Here is a 6,993-nt window from a genome sequence, read left to right on the forward strand (position 1 = left end):
GACGATCGCGACGTGGCTCAGCAGCCGCACCCGCTCGGTGACCCCGGCGAGGAAGGCCAGGGTGGCCACCGGGTCGTACCAGACGGTGCCCATGGCACCGGTCAGAAGAACACGGACCTCCGCTGCACCAGCAACTTGTACAGCGTGTGCTGAATCCGCTCCCGCACCTCATCCGTCAGGTTGAACATCAGCATCGGATCCTCCGCCGCCTCCGCCGCGTACCCGTCCGTCGCGATCGGCTCCCCGAACTGGATCGTCCACTTCGTCGGCAGCGGCACCGCCCCCAACGGCCCCAGCCAGGGGAACGTCGGAGTCACCGGGAAGTACGGCAGCCCCAGCAGCCGCGCCAGCGTCTTCGCGTTCCCGATCATGGGGTAGATCTCCTCCGCCCCCACGATCGAGCACGGCACGATCGGCGTCCCCGCCCGCAGCGCCGTCGAGACGAACCCGCCCCGCCCGAACCGCTGGAGCTTGTACCGCTCGCCGAACGGCTTCCCTATCCCCTTGAAGCCCTCCGGCATCACCCCGACGAGCTCCCCGGCCTCCAGCAGCCGCTGCGCGTCCTCCGCGCACGCCAGCGTGTGCCCGGCCTTGCGCGCCAGCTCGTTGACCCCCGGCAGCATGAACACCAGGTCCGCCGCCAGCAGCCGCAGGTGCCGCTCCGCCGGGTGGTGGTCGTGCACCGCGACCTGGAGCATCAGCCCGTCCAGCGGAAGCGTCCCCGAGTGGTTCGCGACGATCAGCGCCCCGCCCTCCTTCGGGATGTTCTCGACGCCCTTGACCTCGACCCGGAAGTACTTCTCGAACAGCGGCCGCATCAGGGACATCAGGACCTGGTCCGTCAGCTCCTTGTCGTAGCCGAACTCGTCGACCTCGTACTCGCCCGTGATCCGCCGCCGCAGGAACGCCAGCCCGCCCGCGATCCGCCGGTCCCAGTCGCCCGCACCGCCCACCCGGCCGGAGGGCTCCCGTGGGGGCGCCACCAGCTCCACCGGGCCGCTCTCCGGCGCTCCCGCCGCCGGCGGCTGCGCGGGGGCCGCCACCGCGTCCACGGCCCGCGCCTTGCGCGCGCCGCCGCCGCGCCGGCGCGGCCGGTCCTCGCCGAACGGGATGACCTTGGCGTCCGCCACTACCGCTCCACTCTCTCGTCCGCCTTCAACAGCCCCGCCACCCGGTCCACGGCCCGCCCCACCCGCTCCGGCGGCAGCAGCCCGTTCCCCCGGCTCCGCGCGAAGTCCGCGAAGGTCTCCGCCGTCGTGTACCGCGGCAGGAACCCCAGGACCTCGCGCATCTGCGCCGTCTCCACGACCCGCCCGTGCGTCAGCAACCGGATCTGCTCCGGCGAGAAGTCCGTCACCCCCACCGCCCGCAGCGCCTGCCCCACCCACGTCACCGCCGGCAGCAGCAGCGGCACCGCGGGCCGCCCCAGCCGCCGCGCGCACTGCGACAGCAGCAGGACCCCGTCCCCCGCGATGTTGAAGGTGCCGCTGTTCAGCGTCCCGCGCCCCGGCTCGCCCGCCGCCAGCCGCAGCACGTCCACCACGTCGTCCTCGTGGACGAACTGGAGCCTCGGGTCGTAGCCGAGCACGGTCGGCACCACCGGCATCGAGAAGTACTCGGCGAGCGCCGAGTCCGCGAACGGCCCGAGGATGTTCGCGAAGCGCAGCACGCACACCGCCACGTCCGGCCGCCGGCGCGCGAAGCCCCGTACGTACCCCTCGACCTCGGCGGCCTCCTTCGCGAAGCCCGCCGCCGGCAGCGACTTCGGCTGCGTCGTCTCGGTGAACACCGCGGGATCCCGCGCCGTGCCCCCGTAGACGCTCGTGCTCGACTTCACCACGAGCCGCCGTACGGTCGGCGACTTCTGGCAGGCGCCCAGGAGCTGCATCGTCCCGATGACGTTGGTCTCCTTGACGGCGCTCCGCCCGCCCGGCGCCCCCGGCGCGCCTCCGGTGACCGCCAGGTGGACCACCGTGTCCACCGCGTGCTCGGCGAGCACCCGGGCGATCGCCGACTGTCTGATGTCCGCGTGCACGAACTCGGCCGAGCCGAGCCGGTGCGGCGGGGTCACGGCATCGACCGCGATGACCCGCTCCACCTCCGGGTCACGCTGGATGCGGCGCACGAAGCGGCCCCCCAGCTGCCGGGCAGCCCCGGTGACGAGCACGACCTTCCCCACGAGCTCAGCGCCTCCCTCGAGAAGTACCCCCGGCTGCACCACAGCCCCTCCACCAGGATGGTGGAGGGGCTGCGGAGAACACGTACAGCTGCCGTTTACTTCTTGTTACGGCGCTGGACGCGGGTGCGCTTGAGCAGCTTGCGGTGCTTCTTCTTAGCCATCCGCTTGCGCCGCTTCTTGATAACAGAGCCCACGACTACCCTCGCTCACTTCTCGGAACACCCCCGCGATGCGGGGATCTCGGTGCGGGGCGTCTGGGCCCACACGACCTACGTCGGCCTAGCCTACCCGCCCGAGCTACGAGCTTGTAATCCGAGGCTTCCGCAGGCGTTGCCCAAGCCTCACTCTCAGGCCGACTCCACCCCCACGAAGGACTCCCGCAGGTACTCGTGGACCGCGTTTTCGGGGACCCGGAAGGACCGGCCCACCCGGATCGCGGGCAGATGACCGTTGTGCACCAGGCGGTACACGGTCATCTTCGACACTCGCATCACCGAGGCGACCTCCGCCACGGTCAGGAACTGAACCTCACTGAGAGGCCTCTCGCCAGCAGCCATGACACCCACCTTGACCTTCCGCGCATGACGGGCACCGGCTTCCCCTCCGGTTACTCCTCGTCGTCGCACGCTCACTCCCCAGAGTAGGGGCGCGTGATACGGCTGGGGAAGAGGAGCTACGGCCACTCCTGACGCACCGGCAGCCCGGCGCGCTGCAACACGAACCGCGTGAGCGGTCCATAGGCCGCCGAACGCACCGCGTCATCAAGCGGAACCACCACCGCCACCCGCCCCTCGGCCTCCCCCACGAACAACGCGGGATCATCCGTATCGGCCAGCCCGATCGCCTCCACACCCAGCTGACCTGCACCGCAGACCCAACCGTGATCCCCCACCACCAGTTCCGGCAACGGGCCGCCGGCCTCCGCCAGCGCCCCGAGCGCCAGCCGAACCGGGAGCGGCGAATGGGTGTGTGCGCCGGTGGCACTCCCGGCTCCGCGCGCGCCGGGTTCCCGCACCAGTGCGACTCCCCGTACGTAATCCAGCCGGTGCTCGCGTACGCCGAACCGGGTCGCCATGTCGACATGGACCCCCTGCGCCGGGGTGAGGACAACACAGCCCGCCGCCGACAGGGCCCCCGCCAATGTGGCGTAGAACTCCAGCAGCCGATGCGGGTGCCCCGTGCCGAACAGCACCGGCGACCGCGCCCCGGCCGCCTCCCGCAGCCGCTCCGCGAACACCCCCAGCGCCGCCAGCGTCAGCCCCGGGTCGATCACGTCCGGCCCGCTGACCTGCGCCGGATCCGGAGAGACCCCGCAGCGGTCCGCCATCAGCCCCAGCAGCGCACCCTCGTCCCAGCGGCCCACCGGATCCAGCCCCAGCAGCACCCGGGGATCACGCGCCGCGAACAGCCGGTAGCTGCGCAGGCTCTCCTCCCGCGTGGTGGCGACCGGCCCGGCCAACCGGGCGGCCAGCAGATGCGCGCGCAACGCGCCCTCGCTCAACACCCTCCGATGCTGCCGCAAGGAATCTGCCGGAACATCAATTCCGGCGAACAGCCCCACAGTTGGCGTAACCGCGCCAGAAACTGACCACACGTCACAACAGCATCCCGCGCAACGGGAACACCGCCCGGCGCATCGCCAGAACGGCCTGATCCGTACGGTCCGCCGGGTCGTACCCCGCGTCCCAGTCCCGCCACCCGACCGCGCGCCCGTCCGTCATCCGGGCCGGCCCGGGCTGCCGAGTCCGCGCGTACACCTCGTCCCGCCACGACTGCGGCACCAACGCCGCCGGGTCCACCGGCCGGTGCGCCGCGATCCCCACCAGGTGCGTCCACGACCGCGGCACGACGTCCACCACCGCGTACCCGCCACCGCCCAGCGCCAGCCACCGCCCGCCCGCGTACTCGTGCGCCAGAGCGTGACATGCCTCCTGCACGGCCCGCTGCGCGTCCAGCGACACCGCCAGGTGCGCGAGGGGGTCCTCGAAGTGCGTGTCCGCCCCGTGCTGGCTCACCAGCACCTGCGGCCGGAAGTCCGCCAGCAGCTCGGGCACCGTCGCGTGGAACGCCCGCAGCCACCCCTCGTCCCCGGTCCCGGCCGGCAGCGCCACGTTCGCCGCGCTGCCCTCGGCCTCCGGACCGCCCGTCTCCTGCGGCCAGCCCGTCTGCGGGAACAGGGTCCGCGGATGCTCGTGCAGCGACACCGTCAGCACCCGGGGATCGTCCCAGAACGCCGTCTGCACCCCGTCCCCGTGGTGCACGTCCACGTCCACGTACGCGACCCGCTCCGCCCCCAGCTCCAGCAGCCGCGCGATCGCCAGCGCCGCGTCGTTGTACACGCAGAACCCGGCCGCCCCGCCCGGCATCGCGTGGTGCAGCCCGCCGGCGAAGTTCACCGCGTGCTCCGCCTCACCGCGCCACAGGGCCTCCGCCGCCGCCACCGACTGGCCGGCGATCAGCGCCGACGCCTCGTGCATCCCGCGGAACGCCGGATCGTCCACCGTCCCCAGCCCGTACGAGCCGTCGGCCACCCCCGGATCCGCCGACACCTCGCGCACCGCCGCCACGTAGTCCTCGCGGTGCACCAGCCTCAGCGTCGAGTCCCCGGCCGCCCGGGCCGCCCGCACCTCCATCTCCCGGTCCAGCCCGAAGGCGCGCACCAGGCCCATGGTCAGCGCCAGGCGCACCGGGTCCATCGGATGGTCCGGTCCGAAGTCATACCTCGTTACCGCCTCGTCCCACATCAACAGCCCGGTCACCGGCTCGCCGCTCATGCCGCACACCGTATCGGGCCTTGTCCGCAGTCCCGAACGAGCGTGCGTGGACCAGCGTGACGAGCACCAGCGCCATCGGCACCAGCATGGCGCCCCGGTAGTTCCAGGCGTCCCCGATCCCGCCGACGAGCGGCGAACCGATCAGGAACCCCACGTAGTTGAAGATGTTCAGCCGCGCCACCGCCGTGTCCGAGGCGTTCGGGAACAGCCGCCCCGCCGCCGCGAAGGTCTGCGGGACGATCACGCACAGCCCGATCCCCAGCAGCGTGAACCCCAGCATCCCCGTCCAAGCCCCGGGCGCCGCCGCCACCACCGCGAACCCGCCCGCGGCCACCACGGCCCCGCAGCGCACCACGGCCGCCGCCCCGAACCGCCGCACCCCGAGGTCCCCCACGGCCCGGCCCACGAGCGTGGTCACCATGTACACGTTGTAGGGGACGGTCGACAGCTGCTCGGAGCTCCCCAGCACGTCCTGGAGGTACTTGGCACTCCAGTTCGCCACCGTCGAGTCCCCGATGTACGCGCACGCCATCACCAGGCACAGCGGCAGCAGCAGCCGCCCGCCCCGCTCCGGCCACCCCTGCCGCCCGGCCTCCGCGTCCCCGGCACCCTCCCCGGCACCCCTCACGTCGGCGTAGTACCGGCTGGCGGCCAGCGCCGACGGCAGCAGGAGCACGACGGCCGGCAGGTACCCCGTGAACAGCTCCAGGTGCCAGTGCGCCCCCGCCCAGGCCGCCGAGGCGCCCACGATCCCGCCCAGGCTGTACGCGGCGTGGAACCCGAGCATGATGGAGCGCCCGTACGCCCGCTGGAGGCTGACGCCGAGCATGTTCATCGAGGCGTCGAGCGCCCCGACCGCCAGCCCGAACACCCCCAGGGCCACGGCCACGTGCCACATCCGGCTGCCGGCCCCCACGCCGAGCAGCGCCAGCAGCACGACGGGCTGCGCCCACCGCAGCACGACGCTGGGCGCGACCCGCTTGACCAGGTGCTCGGTGGCGACGCTGGAGACCCCGGCGAGGACGGGCACGGCGGCGAGGAAGGCGGGCAGCAGCCCGTCGGATATCCCGTACCGGTCCTGGATGGCCGGGATGCGGGTCACGAGCAGGGCGAAGGTGACCCCTTGTACGAAGAAACTGAACCCCAGGGCACCGCGGCCCCGCCGCAGCCGCACGTCATCTGTCATGGCGGCACAGCGTAGGCCCCTCACCTACCCGTGGGTAGAGAGATCACGCACCCAATCCGAGCAGGGCGGACAGCTCCTTCATCTCCCCGAAGCAGGCGGTGGCGCCGGCGAGCTTCGCCGCGGGGACCATGGAGGTGAACCCGAGCACGTCCATGCCGGCGGCCCGTGCGGCCTCGACGCCGAGCGGGCTGTCCTCGACGACGACGCACTGCGAGGGGTGCACGCCCATCATGTCGGCGGCGTGCAGGAACAGGTCCGGCGCGGGCTTCCCGCGGCCCACCTCCTCGGCGCTGAAGATCCACTCCTCCTCGAACCACTCGTCGAGCCCGGCGGCCCCATGGGCGACGCGGATCCGCTCGTGGCTGCTGGAGGAGGCGACGCAGTACGGCACTCCGTGCGCGGAGAGCTCCCCGAGCACGTCGGTCACCCCGGGGACGGGCTGGAGTTCGCGCGCGAAGGCGGCGAAGACCCGCTCGTGGAGGACCTGGTCGAAGCCCTCCGGCAGCCGCTGCCCGGTGCGCTCCTTGATGAGGTCGTGCACCCGGTGCACGGCGCCGCCCATGTAGTCGCGCAGGGACTCCTCGTACGTGGTGGGGTGCCCGACTTCCGTCAGGTACTCGGCGAGGATCGTGTTGGAGAGCGGCTCGCTGTCCACGAGGACGCCGTCGTTGTCGAAGATGACCAGCTGGTAGACCATCAGCCCACCATACGAGCGTCCGCCGCGCGTTCCCGGCAGGGCGGTGCGGGGTAAACGGCTGAAAACGCAGAAAAGCCCCGCACCATGACTGGTGCGGGGCTTTCCCACAATGATTGTTCGGCGGCGTCCTACTCTCCCACAGGGTCCCCCCTGCAGT

General features: G+C 72.2%; 8 protein-coding genes and 1 pseudogene. All 9 read right to left on the bottom strand.

The features are described from left to right. Positions 1 to 96: pseudogene (locus AB0O29_RS33515) on the bottom strand (LLM class F420-dependent oxidoreductase); the annotation flags it as partial. Between the two features lie 5 nt (positions 97 to 101). Continuing rightward, positions 102 to 1,130 (bottom strand): lysophospholipid acyltransferase family protein, encoded by a 1,029-nt coding sequence (locus tag AB0O29_RS33520; RefSeq protein ID WP_365159498.1) that lies wholly within the window; start codon positions 1,128 to 1,130, stop codon positions 102 to 104. Then, positions 1,130 to 2,179, bottom strand: a complete 1,050-nt coding sequence (locus AB0O29_RS33525) for an NAD-dependent epimerase/dehydratase family protein (protein WP_365159501.1) — start codon at positions 2,177 to 2,179, stop codon at positions 1,130 to 1,132. Before AB0O29_RS33525 ends, AB0O29_RS33520 begins: the two co-directional genes overlap by 1 nt. 95 nt (positions 2,180 to 2,274) lie before the next feature. Further along, a complete protein-coding gene (locus AB0O29_RS33530) occupies positions 2,275 to 2,373 on the bottom strand; it encodes an AURKAIP1/COX24 domain-containing protein (RefSeq protein WP_003948845.1) in 99 nt (32 codons plus the stop codon). A gap of 153 nt (positions 2,374 to 2,526) precedes the next feature. Beyond that, on the bottom strand, positions 2,527 to 2,736 hold the full coding sequence (locus tag AB0O29_RS33535) for a helix-turn-helix domain-containing protein (RefSeq protein WP_162688852.1): 210 nt from the start codon (positions 2,734 to 2,736) through the stop codon (positions 2,527 to 2,529). Positions 2,737 to 2,852: 116 nt separating this feature from the next. Continuing rightward, positions 2,853 to 3,683: a phosphatase gene (locus AB0O29_RS33540; RefSeq protein ID WP_365159504.1), complete on the bottom strand. Its 831-nt coding sequence runs from the start codon at positions 3,681 to 3,683 to the stop codon at positions 2,853 to 2,855. 91 nt (positions 3,684 to 3,774) lie between these two features. Further along, positions 3,775 to 4,923 carry an acetoin utilization protein AcuC gene (locus tag AB0O29_RS33545; RefSeq protein ID WP_365159512.1) on the bottom strand — a complete coding sequence of 383 codons (1,149 nt, stop codon included), beginning with the start codon at positions 4,921 to 4,923 and terminating at the stop codon, positions 3,775 to 3,777. Continuing rightward, the gene (locus AB0O29_RS33550; RefSeq protein WP_365159507.1) at positions 4,895 to 6,139 is read right to left on the bottom strand and encodes an MFS transporter; all 1,245 of its coding nucleotides are present in this window, start codon (positions 6,137 to 6,139) and stop codon (positions 4,895 to 4,897) included. The genes AB0O29_RS33545 and AB0O29_RS33550 overlap by 29 nt, the downstream gene beginning before the upstream one ends. Before the next feature lie 43 nt (positions 6,140 to 6,182). Next, entirely contained in the window at positions 6,183 to 6,836 is a 654-nt protein-coding gene (locus AB0O29_RS33555) for an HAD family hydrolase (protein ID WP_365159509.1), read from the bottom strand. Positions 6,837 to 6,993: the final 157 nt, after the last annotated feature.

It is taken from the genome of Streptomyces sp. NPDC089915 (assembly GCF_040684675.1).
In the GTDB taxonomy this organism is placed as follows: domain Bacteria; phylum Actinomycetota; class Actinomycetes; order Streptomycetales; family Streptomycetaceae; genus Streptomyces.